Below are 15,584 nucleotides of genomic sequence, written 5' to 3' on the forward strand. Positions count from 1 at the left end.
TGGACATGATCAGGAAACTTGCTTCGACGGCAGCACTCCTTGCTGCCCTCACGGTGTCGGGTGCGGCCGGCGCGCAGGAGAAATTCACCTTCGCGCTGAACTGGTTTCCGGTGGGCGACCATGCCGCCTACTGGGTCGCGCTGGAGAAGGGCTATTTCGCCGAGAAGGGCCTCGATGTCACCTTGGAGAATTCCAAGGGCTCGGGTGATTCCATCGCCAAGGTCGACAGCGGCCGGGCCGATGCCGGTCTTGCCGACGCCGCCGTCGTCATCGGCTCGCGGGCCCGCGGCACCACCGTCAAGATCGTAGGCATGATCTTCGACAAGACGCCGATGAACGTCTTCTCGTCGAAGGATGCACCGATCACCGAGCCCAAGCAACTCGAGGGCAAGACGATCGCCGCCCCGCCCGGAGACAGCCAGCGCCAGATGTGGCCGGCTTTCGCCAAGGCGAACGGCATCGACGAAAGCAAGGTCACCTGGATCAATATCGAGCCGACCGCCAAGGTCGCCGCGCTCGCCGAAAAGCGCGCCGACGCGGTCTCCGACTATACGACCGGCCGTCCGCTGTTCGAGAAGCCGATGGGCAAGGGCAATGTCGTCGCGCTGCCCTGGGCCGAGCACGGCCTCGACATGTATTCGATGTCCATCATGGCCAGCCAGAAGACCATGGCCGATCGGCCTGAAGTACTGAAGGCGTTCCTCGAAGCGGCCTACAAGGGCTGGCAGGACGTCATGAAGGATCCCAACGCCGCGCTCGCCATCTTCAAGAAGCACGTTCCGGAGATCGACGAGGTGCTGATCGGCGAGAACATGCGGCTCGGCCTCGATCTGATGGCCACCCAGCGCTACAAGGACCACGGCATCGGCTGGATGGAAGAGGCCAAGATGTGCAGCTCCGTCGACCTGGTTAACACCTACATGCAACTTCCCTCTCAGGTCGCCTGTGCCGACGTCTTCACCAACGACTTCCTCACCAGGGTCGACATGCCGCTCGACGTGAAGTGAGCGGCATTGGAGCGCCGCGCGTCCATTTGGACGCGCAAAGGACGCTCCGGCACTCTGAACCAACGCAATCGTGCTTTCCGAAAATCGCGTACGACTTTCGGGCCGGTGCGGTAACACAACGGGCAGACCAGCGTGGACAAGACATCCATAGATCTCGACCGGGTCGGAATGATCTACGAGACCGGCAGCGGTCCGGTCGAGGCGCTTCGCGACATCTCCCTGTCGGTCCGGCAGGGGGAGTTCATCTCGCTGGTCGGTCCGAGCGGCTGCGGAAAATCGACGCTGCTCAGGATGATCGCCGGGCTGCGGCCGATGAGCCGCGGCACGATCCGTGTCGACGGCGTCCCCGTCACGCGGCCCATCCCGCAAGTCGGCATGGTCTTCCAGGCGGCCGTGCTGTTGCGCTGGCGGACGATCCTCGACAACGTCCTCTTGCCGGCCGAACTGGCCGGGCTCAATCCGAAACGCCATCGCGACAGGGCGATGGAGTTGCTTCGGTTGACCGGCCTCGAGGAGTTCGCCCGCAGGCTGCCGAGCGAACTCTCCGGCGGCATGCAGCAGCGGGCCTCGCTCTGCCGGGCGCTCCTTCTCGACCCGCCGCTTCTCCTCATGGACGAGCCGTTCGGCGCCCTCGACGCCATGACGCGCGACGAGATGAACCTCGAATTGCTGCGCGTCTGGGGCGAGGCCGGCGGTTCGAGCGGGCAGAAAAAGACGATCCTGTTCGTCACGCACTCAATCCCGGAGGCGGTGTTCCTGGCCGACAGGGTGGTGATCATGTCGCCGCGCCCCGGCCGCATCGCGCGCATCCTCGACATCAAGCTGCCGCGGCCGCGTAGCGTCGAGACGCGCGCGACGGCCGAGTTCGGTCAATACTCGCTGGAGATCTACGACATCCTCACCGGCCGGAACTCCAGCGGTGCCGACGCGGCCTTGATGGTGCCGGCTTGAGCGCTCCGCGCCTCAAGGTCGTCGAGATCATCAGGCGCGAGCGGCCCTATCGGCTGCGCATGCCCTTCCGCTTCGGCGTCATCACCGCCACGCATGGCCGCCAGGCCGTGATCGCCGTGCGCATCCGCCTTCGCGACGGGCGCGAAGAGACGGGCTATGCGGCCGAGGCGCTGGGGGCAAAATGGTTCGACAAGAACCCCGCGCTCAGCGACGAAGCCAACCATCACCAGTTGCGGAAGGCCATCGAGCTTGCCGGCGAAGCCTATTTGTCCGCCGCGCCGTCGACGGCCTTCGGGCTGTTCGCGGAACACTACCGGAGCCATCTCGACGCCTCGGCCGCCATCGGCCTCAACCCGCTCGTCGCCAGCTACGGGCCGGCCCTTCTCGACCGGGCGGTGTTCGACGCGCTCTGCCGGCTGCTGGGCATGAGCTTCTACGAGGCCACGCGCCGCAACCTCGCGGGGATTGGCCCGCACCCAATCGTCCCGGAGCTGGTCGGATTCGACTTCGGCAGTTTCCTCGAAACTCTCCGTCCAGCCACGACGATCGACCTCAGGCACACTGTGGGCCTGGCCGATCCCATCACGCGCGCGGACCAGAGCGAGCGTGTCGACGACGGGCTTCCGGAGACGCTGGAAGAAGTCGTCTCGACCTATGGCAATCGCTACTTCAAGGTCAAGGTAAGCGGGAACGAGGCCGCGGACCTCGACCGGCTGGCGCGGATCGCGGCCGTGCTCGACCGCTCGCCCGATCCCTACTTCCTGACGCTCGACGGCAACGAGCAATATGAGACAGCCGAGGCCGTGCTCGACCTTCTCGAACGTATGGGCAGGGATAAGAAGCTCCGGCGCCTTCTTGCCTCGATGCTCTATCTGGAGCAGCCGATCAAACGGGCTGCGGCGCTGTCGCAGCCGGTCACCGCGCTCTCTGCCCTGACGCCTGTCATCATCGACGAGTCGGATGGCGAACTCGCCTCGTTCCCCCAAGCGCGAGCCCTCGGCTATCGCGGCGTCTCGTCCAAGGCCTGCAAGGGCTTCTACAAGTCGCTGCTCAACCTGGCGCGCTGCCGAGTCTGGAACATGGACGGGGGTGACCGCTACTTCATGTCCGCCGAAGACCTGACCTGCGAGCCGGGCGTTGCCCTGCAGCAGGATCTGGCGCTGGTGAACCTTCTTGGCCTCACCCATGTCGAGCGCAACGCGCATCATTTCATCGACGGCTTCGATGGACGCCCGCCGGCGGAAGCCGAGGCTTGGCGACGGGCCAATCCGGATCTCTATGGGGTGCGGGACGGACGCGTACGCTTGGCGATATCAGACGGACGGCTGGAGATAGGCTCCCTCGATTGCGCGGGCTTCGGCAGCGGCGTCGTTCCTGATCTGGACGCCACGGAAGCGATGCCGACCGCCGACTGGCCGCCCAACGGGGTTCCGGCATGATTGGCTACGCCGCCTATGATGCTCTCGGCCTGGCGGACCTCGTCCGCCGCCGAGAAATCTCCGCGGCGGAACTGCTCGATGCCGTTCTCGAGCGCGTGAGCGAGATCAATCCGCGCCTCAACGCTATCGTCACCCCGCTTTATGAAGACGCCCGCCAAGCGGTCCAGGCGCCTTTGCCGGACGGACCTTTCACCGGCGTACCTTACGTCTTCAAGGAACTCGTCGTATCGGTCGCGGGCACGCCGACCACCTCGGCCTCACGCCTCTTCGCGGATAACATGGCTGCCGGAGAAAGCGAAATCGTCAGGCGTTGCCGCAACGCCGGGCTGGTCGTCATCGGCAAGACCAACTCCTCGGAGTTCGGGCTTTCCGCCGCCACCGAGCCGGCGCTTTTCGGCGCCACGCACAATCCCTGGGACCTTTCCCTGTCGCCCGGCGGGTCGAGCGGCGGCTCCGCCGCGGCCGTGGCCGCCGGACTGCTGCCGATGGGCCATGCCACGGATGGCGGCGGGTCGATCCGTATTCCCGCCGCCTGCTGCGGGTTATTCGGGCTGAAGCCGACGCGCGCCCGCATCACCGCCGGCCCCGAGGGTGGCGAAGGGCTGGCCGGGCTCGCCAGCCAGCACGCGGTCACCTGGAGCGTTCGCGACAGCGCCGCCCTGCTCGACGTGACGGCGGGCGCACTGCCCGGCGACCCCTATTCGCCCGCGCCGCCGAAGCGTCCCTATATCGAAGAGGCCGGACGCGATCCCGGCCGCCTGCGCATCGCCTATTCCAGCCGCACGCTTCACGGCGCCCCAATCGATCCGGAGATCGTCGCAGCCACCGAAGCGGCGGCGCTGCTATGCGAAACGCTCGGCCACGAGGTCGTCGAAGCCGCGCCGGAGTTCGATTTCGAGACCGTCACGCGGAGCTTCGCCGCCGTCTTCCAGGCGAACACCATGGCCAATATCGCACGGGCGACGGACGGCGAACTCCCCGAAGACGGATCCATCGAACCGCTGACGCGCGCCATCGCCGAACGCGGCCGCACCATGCCCGCCGCCGACTATATCCGCCACCTGCAAACCCTGCAGCGCGAGAGCCGCCGCATCGCCGCTTTCTTCGAACGGCACGACGTCTGGCTCACCCCGACGCTCGCCACGTCGCCCCAACCCACCGGCTATTTTGACGTCAACAGCGAGGATGTGGAGAGCTGGCTGGAAAAGCTGCTCGCCTTCACGCCCTTTGCGTTCCTGTCGAACATCACCGGCCAGCCGGCCATGTCCGTTCCCCTCGGCGAAAGCCGGAACGGCCTCCCCATCGGCTGCCACTTCACCGCCCGCTACGGCGAGGAAGGTCTGCTCTTCCGCCTTGCCGGGCAACTCGAGCGCGCCCGTCCCTGGGCCGGCAGACGGCCTGTGGGCTGGCGATAGGGCGTCTGCCGCTCAGATTGTCGGTCGCGAACGTAGCGTTCGACCGCCCTGTGGAATACCCCTTGTATGAGGAAATCCTGCTATGGATGAGGAGTTGGCTCTGCAGGGGTGGCCACCCCTGCAGAGCCGGTCGATTGTCGGATCGGAAACCCCTGAGCCGTTGCTGGCTGAGGATGAGCGTGATCGCAGTCGACTTTCTTCATCGGACCCGGATGGTTGCTTGAACACCCTGGTTCGCATTAACGCAAGGTTGGGTCGACGAAGATGAACGATACTAAGGCCTGTGATCAGTTGCGATCAATGAGGTCCGCCCGACACAGATCGGCGGCATCGATGCCGCGCCCGCGGACCTCACAGAAGCCTCCAGATTCCCAAATCACCGGAGATGTGATTCTTGAGGTGTCGGCGAATCAGGGGGCGCCGACCGGATGGCACGTCGTTATGCCTTGCGTGATGATCAATGGGAGCGCATCAGAGATTTCTTGCCTGGCCGTGAAGGTCATGTCGGCGGCACCGCCAAGGATAACCGGCTGTTCGTGGAGGCGGTCTTGTATCGCTATCGGGCCGGAATCCCGTGGCGTGACTTGCCGGAGCGGTTCGGCCACTTCCGGGTCATTCATACGCGCCATACACGCTGGAGCAAAAGCGGGGTCTGGCAGAAGGTTTTCGAACTTCTCGCCGAAGACGCCGACAATGAATACGCCATGATCGATTCGACCATCGTGCGCGCCCATCAACACAGCGCCGGCGCAAAAGGGGGGACCGGGAACGCGAAGCCATAGGGCGCAGCAAGGGTGGGCTGAGCACCAAAATCCACGCCCGTTGTGACGCCTTGGGCAATCCGACCGGCTTTCATCTGACGCCTGGCCAGAAGCATGATCTGTGCGGAGCCGATGCGCTTTTGCCTGACCTGTTCGACAAGATCACCGCCTTCATCGCCGACAAGGCATTCGATGCCAAAGAGCGTGTGCTCGATCTGCTTCAAAGCGCCGGTGTCGATATCGTCATTCCGCCGCGATCAAACCGAAAACAACCACGCCGCTACGACACAGAGCTCTACAAGGCCAGGCATCTCATCGAGAACTTCTTCGCAAAGCTCAAACAGTACCGTGCCATCGCGACCCGCTACGACAAGCGCGCAACCAACTTCCTCGGCGCCATACACCTCGCCGCGGCCGTCATTCTCCTCAACTGATCACAGGCCCTAGCATGAAATGCGCCGGTGTGGATGTCTCCAAGGCCACGCTCGACGTTGCCGTTTTCGACGGGCAGCGTTTTGTGGAGACCAACGACGCCGCCGGCCACCGCCGGCTGGCGGCGCGGCTGACGGCGGCCGGGGTCGAACGGGTCGGCATGGAGGCGAGCGGCAACTACGAAGCCGCCGTCAGAGCGGCGCTCGAAGCGGTGGGCTTCGCGGTCAAGGTCTTCGATCCGCGTCAGGTCCACGGCTATCGCATCTTTCGCGGTCGCCGTGCCAAGAATGATGCGATCGATGCCGATCTGATCCTCGCCGCCACGGCGGCGCTGGGCAGCGGCGGCGCGGCGGCCGATCCGCGGCTGGCGGCCTTTCAGGAGCACATGACGCTGATCGACGCCCTCACCGACGACATTGCCCGGCACGAGACCCGGCGTGACCGCTTCAGCGATCCGGCGCATCGGCGCTACCTCGAGGCCGAGATCCGGCGGTTGAGCAAGCGCAAGTCCAAGGAGCTCGCCAAGCTCATTGCAAAGGTGAAGGCCCATGCCGATCTGGCCAAGCGGTTCGCCCTGCTGCTGAGCATCCCCGGCCTGGGCGAGATCACCGCCCTGGTCTTCGTCGTGCGCATGCCTGAACTCGGCCGCTTGAGCCGAGCCGAGGCGGCCGCGCTCGTCGGCGTGGCCCCCTTCGACCACGACAGTGGAACCCATGCCGGACAGCGCCGCATCGCGGGTGGACGCCGGCGACTGCGCAAGGCCGTCTACATGGCGGCCTTCTCGGCCGCCAACCACTGGAACCCGATCCTCGTGGCCTTCAGGAAACGCCTGGTCGACGCGGGCAAGACCTACAAACAGGCGATCGTCGCTTGCGCCAGAAAGCTGGTCCACATGGCCAACGCTGTCCTCGCCAGAGGAACGCCGTGGAACCCTCAAAATGCCAGCGCCTGAATCATGGTTGCTCATCCGACCTCGCCCTCACGGGCGAGGCCACCTTCTCCCACCAGGCCGTGTGAAAACTCGGGCATTGGTTTTTTTGATGTGTCGAGGAGCATCTTGGGCTTCCCAAATCAACCTGGATCGGATTCAAATTGTTGATCCAAAGCAGTGATTTGCCGGATTTTTGGTAGTTTGAGACGAGGCCGAAATGGCGCATATGACAGGCCAGTCGCGGGAGCAAACGAGCTTGTTCCCGGAAACCTTGGACGAGGCGGTCGGTGCCGATCATCCGGTGCGGGTCATCGATGCCTTCGTCGACAGCCTCGATCTGGCGCAGCTCGGTTTCTCCAAGGTTGTTCCCGAGGCCACGGGCCGGCCACCCTACGATCCGGGCGATTTGTTGAAGCTTTATGTGTACGGCTACCAGAACCAGGTGCGGTCGAGCCGCCGGCTTGCGGCGGAAGCGCGGCGCAACATTGAAGTGATGTGGCTCACCCATCGCGCGGCGCCGGCCTTCAAGACGATTGCGGATTTCCGCAAGGATCATCCGGAAGCGATCGTTGGGGTGTGCCGGGCCTTCGTGCGCTTCTGCCGGGAGCAGGCGCTGGTCGGCGGCACGTTGCTTGCGATCGACGGGACCAAGATCGATGCGGTGGCGAGCCGCAAGCAGGTGGTGACGGCCAAGGAACTGGAGAAGGCGACGGCGGCCGTGGATCGCAAGATTGCCGCCTATCTTGCGCAGATGGACGAAGCCGACCGGGACGAGCGCGCGGCGCAGACGGATGGCGTGGACGTTGCGGCGGCGGTGGCGGCCTTGCGGGCGCGCCGCGAGCAGATCCAGCAGCAGGCCGAGGCTTTGGCCGGACGCGGGTTGAGCCAGTGGGTTCGCACCGAGCCCGAGGCCAAGCTGATGCGCACGGCTCGGCACGGCCATCAGGTGGCCTACAACGCGCAGACCGTGGTCGACGCAAAACACAAGCTGGTGGTTGCCTTCGACCTGACCAATGACGGCAACGACCAGTGCCAGCTCCACCCGATGGCGGTGGCCGGCCGCGAAGCCGTGGACGGTGACAAGGTAACGGTGGTGGCCGATGCCGGCTATTCGAACGGCGAGCACGGCCAGCGCTGCGAGGACGACGGCATCACCGCCATCGTGCCGCGGGCCGAAACCGTTAACCCGGAAGGCAAAGAGTACTTCACCCGCGACCAGTTCAGCTACGACGCCGAGAGCGACAGCTGGCGCTGCCCGGCCGGCGAAACGCTCACCCACCGGGAGACCTCGTGGACGGAACAGAAGAAGAAGTACGGGACCAAGGCCTGTGCGGACTGTGCCTTGAAGCCGAAGTGCACGCAGGCCGCCAAGCGCACCATCATCCGCCACTTCCATGAAGATGCGCGCGAGGCGATGCACCGGCGCGCCATCAGCGACCCCGAGTGGATGGCGCAGCGGCGCATGCTGGTCGAACACCCTTACGGCACCATCAAATGGATGATGGGCCATCCCCGGTTCCTGGTCCGCGGGCTGAAAAAGGCCAGGTCCGAGTTGGCGCTCAGCGTCCTGGGCTACAATCTGAAGCGGGTGGTGAACATTCTGGGTGTGCCGGCGCTGCTCCAGACCCTGCTGTCCTCGCAAGCATAGGGGGGCATGAACTCGTGCCTCAACTTCCAAACCACTCACCACGCTATGCCTCCGTCCAGTTCTCACACGGCCTGCCACAAGGGGAGAAGGCTGGAGCCTGGCTTTGCCGGCTCCGCAAATCACCGACCTCGATGATTGGCCGAAGCGTTGATGCGGGCGTTCCCTTCTCCCCTTGTGGGAGAAGGTGGCCTCGCGAAGCGAGGTCGGATGAGGGGTCGGCAGCCATCGACATTCGAAATGTAGCGTGCGGAACTGGGCCAACTGAAAATCCCCGCGTGCTCGCGCCTCACCCCTCCAAGCTGCCGCCGAACGAAACGATAAGCTCCTCGGCCATGCGCCGGAAGCGGGCGCTCGGCCCTTCCAGCCCTTCGCTCTGGCGGCTGATCTTGGCGCCTTCGAGCAGCAGCGCCAGCATGTCGGCCGCGAGTTCCGGCCTGCTGAGCCCTGCCCCTTTGCAGAGCTCCGCGAGACGGTCGCGATGGGCCTTCTTGGCCTCTTCGATGACGCGCTTGGCCGGATGGTCGCCATCGGCGAGTTCGACCGCCGCATTGGCCATCTCGCAGCCGCGCTCGCCCGAACGCAGAAAGGCCGCGCCGTGCTCCACCCAGGCCCGAAGCTGCGCTCGCGGGTCGCCGGGATGATCGGTTTCCAGACCGCACCACCACGCGCTGCCCTCGTCGACGCATTTCTGCATGCATTCGACGATGAGGTGATCCTTCGAGCCGAAATGCCGGTAGAGCGTCATCTTGTTGGTGTGGGCGGCCTCGGCGATGGCGTCGACGCCGACTCCCTTGATGCCGTGTTGCTGGAACATCTCGCGCGCCGTCACCACGATGCGGTCTCGCGGACGCAGGGTCGGCTGATCGATCACTTCGTCGTGTTTCACTTTTTGGTCCGCCATGGCTTGACCAGGATGTTACCGAGTAGTAACAGTTGCCTTGTTACTTACCGGTAACACCCCTGACAGCGTCCTGTCAAGAACGAGCGTTCAGGGGCCGCGATTTCCGGGAAATCGGGATCGCCCAAGCATAGATGTTGACCCGATCGTATCGGACCGCGGACAGGCCGCGATTCCGAAAAAGGAGGATTTATGGCTTCGTTCCACCAGAACCTGACCGTCGACCAGCTTCTGAACGACCCCATGACCCTCGCGGTCATGCGGGCCGATCGTATCGACCCCGCGGCCTTCCGCGCGATGCTGGCCGGGCAGGCGAAGCGCCTCAGGGAAGCTGAGGCGGCCGCCTACGCCCTTCCCGCCGGCAGACTGTTCCTACCCGCGCCGTCGCCACTCGACAGCATACGGGCCTTCTGACCCGGATACCGAAAGACCCTGACCCATGGTCGATTATTTCATCCATCGCCCGATCTTTGCATCGGCGATCGCCATCATCATGCTGCTCGCCGGCGGGATCGCCTATTTCCTGTTGCCGGTGTCGCAGTTTCCCGACATCTCGCCGCCGCAGGTCGTGGTCAGCGCCAACTATCCCGGCGCCAGCGCGCAGGTCGTCGCCGATACGGTGACGACACCGCTCGAGCAGACGATCAACGGCGTCGAAGGCATGACCTACATGTCCTCGACCAGCTCGAACGACGGCTCGTCGCGCATTACCGTCACCTTCGACGTGGGCTATCCGCTGACGACGGCGGCCGTCGACGTGCAGAACCGCGTATCGCAGGCCGCGTCGTCGCTCCCGGCAATCGTCAACCAGGCCGGCGTGACCGTGAACAAGCAGAATCCGAGCTTCACGCTGATGGTGAACATCACCTCGCCCGACGGCTCGATCGACCTCACCACGCTCAGCAACTACGCCTATCTCCGGATCGCCGATCCGCTGAAACGCGTCACCGGCGTCGGCGACGTGCAGCTCTTCGGCGAACGCCGCTATTCGATGCGCGTCTGGCTCGACCCGGACAAGCTCGCCAATCTCGGCATCACCGCCGTCGATGTCCAGAACGCGATCGCCGAACAGAACGTCCAGGTCGCAGCCGGCAAGATCGGCCAGTCGCCGGCTCCATCAGGCACGGCCTTCGAGCTTCAGGTCAACGCGGCAGGCCGTCTGAGCGACCCCAAGCAGTTCGGCGACATCGTGGTGCGCGCCAATTCCGCGACCGGCTCGCTGGTGCGCCTGCGCGACGTCGCGCGCATAGAGCTCGGCGCGCTGCTCTACAATTCGACCGTCTTCGACAACGAGAAACCCACCGTCATCCTCGCTGTCTTCCAGATGCCGGGATCGAACGCCCTGGAGCTCCAGAGGAACGTCGTTGCAAAGATGGAGGAACTGTCGGCGCAATTCCCGAAGGGCATCGCCTATTCGATCCATTACGACACGACCCGTTTCGTGTCCGCGGCCATGGAAGACGTGGTCAAGACCCTGCTCGAGGCGCTCGTGCTCGTCGTCGCCGTCGTCTTCATCTTCCTGCAGAGCTGGCGCACCACCATCATCCCTGTTATCGCCATCCCGGTCTCGCTGATCGCCACGCTGACGGTCATGCTGATGCTGGGCTTCTCGCTCAACATGCTGTCCCTGCTCGGCATGGTGCTCGCCATCGGCCTGGTCGTCGACGACGCCATCGTCGTCGTCGAGAATGTCGAACGGCAGCTGGAGGCCGGGCATCCGCCCCTCGAAGCCGCGCGGCGCGCCATGAAGGAGGTGACTGGCCCGATCATCGCCACGACGGCCGTGCTGATGGCGGTGTTCATCCCGGTGGCCTTCATCCCCGGCGTCACCGGCCAGCTCTACAACCAGTTCGCGCTGACCGTGGCGATCTCCGTCGGTATCTCGGCCTTCAACTCGCTGACCTTGAGCCCGGCGCTCTCCGCCGCCTTCCTGCGCCATCGGCCGCCGTCCAGCTTCTTCCTCTATCGCTGGTTCAACAACGGCTTCGCCAGGCTGTCCCACGCCTATGCGTCGTCGGTGCGCGGCCTGATCCGGCTGCGTTGGGCCGTGCTCGGCGTGTTCGCGGTGCTCGTCGCGGCGACCTATCTGGTTTCGACGCGCATTCCCTCGGCCTTCCTGCCGGTCGAGGACCAGGGCTACTTCTTCGCCATCGTGCAATTGCCCGACGGCGCGTCGCTGGAACGCACCGACGCGGTCGCCAACAAGGTGCGCGATGAGCTTCTCGCCACGCCTGGCGTCGGAAATGTGATGTCGGTCAGCGGCTTCAATTTCCTGACCTTCGCCAACCAGTCGAACTCGGCGGCGCTGTTCGCCATCCTGAAGCCCTGGAGCGAGCGCGGCCCCGGCCAGAGCGCGACCGATATCGTCGATGCGGTCCGGCCGAAGCTGTTCGGCATGCCCGATGCGATCGTGCTCGCCTTCGAGCCCCCGTCCATCCAGGGTCTCGGAACGACCGGCGGCTTCGAGTTCCAGGTCGAGGACCTGACCGGGCGCGGCGCCGAGGCGGTCAACGAGGCCACGCAGGCCCTGCTGGCCGAGGCGCGCAAGCAGCCCGAGCTCAACCCGCAGACGCTGTTCACGACCTTCTCGACTTCGACGCCGCAATACAGCTACGACCTCGACCGCAACAAGGCGAAGCTGCTCGGGCTCAACCTGCCTGATGTCTTCAACACGCTGCAGATCTATCTGGGCTCACTCTATGTGAACGACTTCAACCTGTTCGGCCGCACTTTCCGCGTCACGCTTCAGGCCGAGCAGGATGCACGCGCCCAGGCGTCCGACCTCACCCGCCTCTATGTCCGCAACGCTTCGGGCGAGATGGTGCCGCTGTCGACGCTCGGCAACGTAAAGCCCATCGTCGGGCCGGAGACGGTGACGCATTACAACAACTACGGCTCGGCGCTCATCAACGGCGCGGCCGCGCCGGGCTACAGCTCCGGCCAGGCCATCGAGGCCATGCAACGCGCGGCCGCCACGGCCCTGCCGCAGGGCTTCGGCTATGAATGGACAGGCATCACCTATCAGGAACTCAGGGCGGGATCGGTCGCAATCGCGGTGTTCGCGCTGGCCATCGTCTTCGTCTTCCTGATCCTGGCCGCCCAGTATGAGAGCTGGTCGATGCCCTTCATGGTGCTGCTGTCGGTGCCGACCGCCCTGTTCGGCGCGCTGCTGGCGATCTGGCTGCGCGGCATGGAGATGGACGTCTACTCGCAGATCGGCTTCGTCATGCTCATCGGGCTGGCGGCCAAGAACGCCATCCTGATCGTCGAATTCGCCAAGCATCTGCGCGAGCAGGGCATGAGCATCGTCGAAGCGGCGATGGAGGCCGGAAGGCTGCGGCTGCGCCCGATCCTGATGACGGCCTTCGCCTTCATCCTCGGGGTCGTTCCGCTGATGCTGGCGACCGGCGCCGGGGCGGCAAGCCGCCAGTCGCTCGGCACGGCCGTGTTTGGCGGCATGCTTGCGGCAACGATCCTCACGCTCGCCTTCGTGCCGGTCTTCTACGCCGTGATCGAGCGCTGGCGCGAACGCAAGTCCGCGCCCGAAACCCACACGACGACGGCGGTCTCCCACGCCGAAGCGGCCGAATGACAAGGAAAGAACCCATGCGATACTGGAAAACCACGACAGCCGTCGCCCTCATCGCGGCCACCGCTCTGTTCGTCCATGCCAATGGCGGGCCGGAGATTCTCTTCGATGTGCTGAGCAAGCCGGCCGGGGCCGCCGTCGCCCCGGCCGCTCCGCAGGCCATGCCGGTGCCCGTGACGTCGGTGGTCAAGAAGACCCTCCCCCTCTATCTCGACTACACGGCGCGAACGGAAGCCATCCGCAGCGTCGCCCTGCAGGCGAAGGTCTCCGGCTACATCGTCGACCAGCCCGCGGCCGACGGCGCCGACGTCGGGCAGGGCGACCTGCTCTACCTCATCGACCAGCGCGACTATCAGGTCGCGCTCGACCGGGTGAAGGCGCAGATGGATCGCGACGTGGCCTCGCTCGAATACACCAAGGCCAACCTGACCCGGGGCTCGGACCTGTCGAAGACCGGCTTCCTGTCGAAGGACGGCTTCGAGCAGCGCAGCAGCGCCGTGGAACAGAGCGAGGCCGTCGTCGCCGCGGACAAGGCGGCAGTGGCCGAGGCTCGGCTCAATCTCGGCTACACCGAGATCCGCGCCCCCTTCGACGGACGCCTCGGACGCAACCAGGCACCTGTCGGCACCCTCGCGGGCGCCGGCGGCACGACCCTCAACACGCTGGTGCAGGTCAGCCCGATCTATGTGACCTTCTCGCCGAGCGAGACCGATCTCGCCTTGCTTCGCCGGGCCAAGGCCGCCGGTCCGGTCGCCGCCGAGGTCACGGTGCCGGGAGACCCATCCGCCCCGCGAAGGGGCGAATTGACCTTCATCGACAACAGGGTCGACCCCGCCACGGGGACCATCGTCGCGCGAGCCACCATCGCCAACGCCGATCGCGCGCTGCTGCCCGGCCAGTATGTGAACATCCGGCTGCTGGTCGGCGAGCAACCCGACAGCCTTCTGGTGCCGCAGGTCGCGCTCGGCTCCAGCCAGCTCGGCAAATATGTCTATGTGGTCGACGCCGGAAACACCGTGGGGATGCGCATGGTCGAGCTCGGCCAGACCGACGGCGAACTGGTCGCGATCGTCAAGGGCATCCAGGAAGGCGACCGGATCATCAGCGGCAACCTGCAGAAGATCGGCCCCGGAATGCCGGTCGAGCCCCAGCCCGTTCAGACAGCCGCCGCGCCTGCCTCCTGACCTCCCGGGTGACAGCGGCCGCCGCCCGCCGGGACCGGCGGGCGGCCTCTTCATCGGTCAGCATGTTCGTACGACCGAACAATTCCTTGTCCTGCCGGAGCCTTGGTGCTTTGTTGCCCTCCGTATCGACGGACAGACGGGAGCGAAAGCATGACGAAGCTGGATGGCGGCTGCCGTTGCGGACAGGTTCGCTTCAGGGTGACCGCCCTGCCGCTGGTGGCGATGGCCTGCCACTGCACCGGTTGCCAGCGCATGACGGGCAGCGCCTTTTCCCTCAGCGCGGCGATCCCGAGCGACGGCTTCGCCGTCGTCGAGGGCGAGCCCGTGATCGGCGGGCTGCACGGCGCGACGCGGCACTACTTCTGCCCGCACTGCATGAGCTGGCTGTTCACCCGCCCGGAGGGCATCGACTGGTTCGTCAACATCCGCACCACGATGCTCGACGAGCCCGCCCGCTTCCCGCCCTTCATCGAAACCTTCACCAGCGAGAAGCTGCCCTGGGCGACGACCTCTGCCAAACACAGCTTCGAGACCTATCCGCCCTTCGAGGCCTATGAGGAACTGACCAGGGAGTACGCGCAATCCCTGGCCGGAAACGCAGACTGACGGGTACGGCGGATCGAGAATCGATGGCTCGATGTCAGGTCGGCGGAACAATGGAGCGGCAGGGACTGCTCATCAATTCTTGCTGACCACCCTGTCACGCGATTGACTTTTTTCCCCCGCAACCGGATTGTTGACGTCTCATCTCACTTTCGGAGATTTCTGCCCGCTCGGTGCCGGAGTGCCGCGAGAAGCAGCTTTTCTGCCGACCTCGTGTCAAGGTGCGCGAACGGGCCTCGTCCTGCAAAAATCCAGTTGTTTACAGGACGCGCACCCCTGCCCCCGGGGATCAGGCTGGCAGCGGACGCCGTCCGTTGCGGTCAGTCCGGATCCCTCTCGAACGTCACCGATCCCGGCGGTAGTCGAACCCAGGGATGCCTGCGGCTGTCGTAGACGGAGACGGTCGGTGGCTGAAAGCCCGGGTCCGCCAATGCGCCGACCGCGACACTCACCGTATCGTCATTGCCTTCCTCGGTGTGGAAGACCGTCGTTCCGCAGATTGGGCAGAACCGGAAGACGAAGCGGGCGCCCATGTCCCCGACGCGGACATATTCCGTGGCGGCACCGTAGACCTTGAAGGGCGCCGGGAAGCTGGCAAGCGCGGCGAACACGCTGCCAGTCCGCCTCTGGCAGGCGAGGCAGTGGCAGATGCCGACGCCCAGAGGCTCGCCACCGACTTCGATTCGCAAGCCTCCGCAGGAGCAGGACGCTGTTCTGGACGGCATC

General features: G+C 65.2%; 12 protein-coding genes and 1 pseudogene. 11 read left to right on the forward strand and 2 right to left on the reverse strand.

The genetic code is table 11. From position 1 onward, the window contains the following. Nucleotides 1–5 precede the first annotated feature (5 nt). From JN302_RS36910 to JN302_RS36940, 7 genes and pseudogenes are all read left to right on the forward strand, one after another. Complete coding sequence (locus JN302_RS36910) at nucleotides 6–1,007, forward strand: ABC transporter substrate-binding protein (RefSeq protein WP_202330895.1); 1,002 nt, start codon at nucleotides 6–8, stop codon at nucleotides 1,005–1,007. Between the two features lie 132 nt (nucleotides 1,008–1,139). Further along, a complete protein-coding gene (locus tag JN302_RS36915; protein WP_244846124.1) occupies nucleotides 1,140–1,958 on the forward strand; it encodes an ABC transporter ATP-binding protein in 819 nt (272 codons plus the stop codon). 59 nt (nucleotides 1,959–2,017) lie between these two features. After that, nucleotides 2,018–3,397 (forward strand): mandelate racemase, encoded by a 1,380-nt coding sequence (locus JN302_RS36920; RefSeq protein ID WP_446720776.1) that lies wholly within the window; start codon nucleotides 2,018–2,020, stop codon nucleotides 3,395–3,397. Beyond that, the gene (locus tag JN302_RS36925; RefSeq protein ID WP_202330897.1) at nucleotides 3,394–4,812 is read left to right on the forward strand and encodes an amidase; all 1,419 of its coding nucleotides are present in this window, start codon (nucleotides 3,394–3,396) and stop codon (nucleotides 4,810–4,812) included. The genes JN302_RS36920 and JN302_RS36925 overlap by 4 nt, the downstream gene beginning before the upstream one ends. Nucleotides 4,813–5,240: 428 nt before the next feature. Then, nucleotides 5,241–6,007, forward strand: a pseudogene (locus tag JN302_RS36930) (IS5 family transposase). Between the two features lie 14 nt (nucleotides 6,008–6,021). Beyond that, complete coding sequence (locus JN302_RS36935; RefSeq protein WP_202330898.1) at nucleotides 6,022–6,957, forward strand: IS110 family transposase; 936 nt, start codon at nucleotides 6,022–6,024, stop codon at nucleotides 6,955–6,957. Nucleotides 6,958–7,153: 196 nt separating this feature from the next. After that, nucleotides 7,154–8,584: an IS1182 family transposase gene (locus JN302_RS36940; protein WP_202330014.1), complete on the forward strand. Its 1,431-nt coding sequence runs from the start codon at nucleotides 7,154–7,156 to the stop codon at nucleotides 8,582–8,584. A 286-nt stretch (nucleotides 8,585–8,870) separates the two neighbouring features. Here JN302_RS36940 and JN302_RS36945 read toward each other — a convergent pair whose 3' ends face one another. Beyond that, the gene (locus JN302_RS36945) at nucleotides 8,871–9,470 is read right to left on the reverse strand and encodes a TetR/AcrR family transcriptional regulator (RefSeq protein WP_244846125.1); all 600 of its coding nucleotides are present in this window, start codon (nucleotides 9,468–9,470) and stop codon (nucleotides 8,871–8,873) included. A gap of 204 nt (nucleotides 9,471–9,674) precedes the next feature. On the opposite strand from JN302_RS36945, the gene JN302_RS36950 reads away from it, so the two are divergent. From JN302_RS36950 to JN302_RS36965, 4 genes are all read left to right on the forward strand, one after another. Next, entirely contained in the window at nucleotides 9,675–9,896 is a 222-nt protein-coding gene (locus JN302_RS36950) for a hypothetical protein (RefSeq protein ID WP_202309239.1), read from the forward strand. A gap of 25 nt (nucleotides 9,897–9,921) precedes the next feature. Next, nucleotides 9,922–13,074 carry an efflux RND transporter permease subunit gene (locus JN302_RS36955; RefSeq protein ID WP_202330900.1) on the forward strand — a complete coding sequence of 1,051 codons (3,153 nt, stop codon included), beginning with the start codon at nucleotides 9,922–9,924 and terminating at the stop codon, nucleotides 13,072–13,074. A gap of 14 nt (nucleotides 13,075–13,088) precedes the next feature. Further along, nucleotides 13,089–14,255 carry an efflux RND transporter periplasmic adaptor subunit gene (locus JN302_RS36960; protein WP_202330901.1) on the forward strand — a complete coding sequence of 389 codons (1,167 nt, stop codon included), beginning with the start codon at nucleotides 13,089–13,091 and terminating at the stop codon, nucleotides 14,253–14,255. A gap of 150 nt (nucleotides 14,256–14,405) precedes the next feature. Further along, nucleotides 14,406–14,861, forward strand: coding sequence for a GFA family protein (locus tag JN302_RS36965; RefSeq protein ID WP_202309242.1), 456 nt, complete (start codon nucleotides 14,406–14,408; stop codon nucleotides 14,859–14,861). A 317-nt stretch (nucleotides 14,862–15,178) separates the two neighbouring features. On the opposite strand, the gene JN302_RS36970 is transcribed toward JN302_RS36965, so the two are convergent. Continuing rightward, nucleotides 15,179–15,583 carry a GFA family protein gene (locus tag JN302_RS36970; RefSeq protein ID WP_202330902.1) on the reverse strand — a complete coding sequence of 135 codons (405 nt, stop codon included), beginning with the start codon at nucleotides 15,581–15,583 and terminating at the stop codon, nucleotides 15,179–15,181. Between the last annotated feature and the right edge of the window lies 1 nt (nucleotide 15,584).

It is taken from the genome of Mesorhizobium sp. L-8-3, assembly GCF_016756615.1.
In the GTDB taxonomy this organism is placed as follows: Bacteria; Pseudomonadota; Alphaproteobacteria; order Rhizobiales; family Rhizobiaceae.

What these genes read in the sequence shown, in the direction of transcription:
- JN302_RS36910 (WP_202330895.1), top strand. Translation starts at nt 6, where the DNA reads ATGATCAGGAAACTTGCTTCGACGGCAGCACTCCTTGCTGCCCTCACG.
- JN302_RS36920 (WP_446720776.1), top strand. Translation starts at nt 2,018, where the DNA reads ATGCCCTTCCGCTTCGGCGTCATCACCGCCACGCATGGCCGCCAGGCC.
- JN302_RS36925 (WP_202330897.1), top strand. Translation starts at nt 3,394, where the DNA reads ATGATTGGCTACGCCGCCTATGATGCTCTCGGCCTGGCGGACCTCGTC.
- JN302_RS36935 (WP_202330898.1), top strand. Translation starts at nt 6,022, where the DNA reads ATGAAATGCGCCGGTGTGGATGTCTCCAAGGCCACGCTCGACGTTGCC.
- JN302_RS36940 (WP_202330014.1), top strand. Translation starts at nt 7,154, where the DNA reads ATGGCGCATATGACAGGCCAGTCGCGGGAGCAAACGAGCTTGTTCCCG.
- JN302_RS36950 (WP_202309239.1), top strand. Translation starts at nt 9,675, where the DNA reads ATGGCTTCGTTCCACCAGAACCTGACCGTCGACCAGCTTCTGAACGAC.
- JN302_RS36955 (WP_202330900.1), top strand. Translation starts at nt 9,922, where the DNA reads ATGGTCGATTATTTCATCCATCGCCCGATCTTTGCATCGGCGATCGCC.
- JN302_RS36960 (WP_202330901.1), top strand. Translation starts at nt 13,089, where the DNA reads ATGCGATACTGGAAAACCACGACAGCCGTCGCCCTCATCGCGGCCACC.
- JN302_RS36965 (WP_202309242.1), top strand. Translation starts at nt 14,406, where the DNA reads ATGACGAAGCTGGATGGCGGCTGCCGTTGCGGACAGGTTCGCTTCAGG.
- JN302_RS36970 (WP_202330902.1), bottom strand. Translation starts at nt 15,583, where the DNA reads ATGCCGTCCAGAACAGCGTCCTGCTCCTGCGGAGGCTTGCGAATCGAA.